General features: G+C 42.9%; 1 pseudogene. It reads left to right on the forward strand.

Going from position 1 to position 1,058, the window contains the following annotated elements:
* Nucleotides 1-48 precede the first annotated feature (48 nt).
* A pseudogene (locus F6K46_RS39955) lies at nucleotides 49-1,058 on the forward strand (IS630 family transposase); the annotation flags it as partial.

Consider the following 1,058-nt stretch of genomic DNA (forward strand, 5'->3'; position numbering starts at 1 on the left):
CACAGCTAAAATAGTGCAATAGAAGGATCATTATTTGAGGTCAAAAAAATGGGAAGAGGTCGTAGAGATAAAGTGCTGCTGACAATCGAACAAAGACGAAGACTAGAAAACATCAGCTCGCTTTGGCTATGCTCCTGCCAAGAAAATCCTCCACTAAGCGGGTTCTTCTGATGTGTGACGAAGGAGAACAAGCGATAGATACATGGACAGATGAAGGGATAGCCAAAGCTTTAAATCTACATCGAAATACCGTAGGGCGTATCAGAAAAAGATATCTGACCCTTTGGAGTTGAACCAGCACTCAATAGAAGGTTAAGCAAAGTTACCACCAACTCCGCCAAAAATAGATGGCGCGACAGAAGCCCAAATCATTGCCATGTGTTGTTCAGACCCTCCAGAAGGAAGAGCAGATTGGACGATTAGACTACTGACATCGGAACTGAAAAAGCGAAGAGTAGTCACAGAAATCTCTCGTGAAACGGTACGTCGCACTTTAAAAAAAACCAGCAAGTCCAAAGAAAGTAAAACGTTTCTGTATTCCTGAACGAGATTTGGCCAGATTTGTCGCCCAGATGGAAGTAATTTTAGACCTTTACTGTTCTGAGCATTGTCGTATTGCAGCCATTGATTTGTATGGATGAAGCATCAGTCCAACTCCTAGATCATCTCTATAAACCGATTAAAATGCAACCTGGTCAAGACCAGAAAGAAGATTATCACTATACTCGTGAAGGTTCTTGCCTGTTTATGTTTTTTGACCCTAATGCTGGATGGCGGCGAGTTAGCAATCGAGACCATGGCCTATTGGCCACGCTACGCGAACGGTCACGCGAGTGACTGGGCGGAAGAAATTCGCCAATTACTGGATGTTGACTATCCCCTAGCTAGTAAAGTCAAATTAGTCTGCGATAATCTCAATACTCATGTGGATTGCTTCTCGTGTATGTTGCTTTCCCGGCTGATGAAGCTCAACGCCAAAGCCAGACGACTAGAAATTTATCATACTCGAAGTAATGGCAGTTGGTTAAATGTAGCAGAGATTGAACTAAGCATTTTAA

The sequence above is a fragment of the Moorena sp. SIO3E8 genome (assembly GCF_010692445.1).
GTDB lineage: Bacteria > Cyanobacteriota > Cyanobacteriia > Cyanobacteriales > Coleofasciculaceae > Moorena > Moorena bouillonii.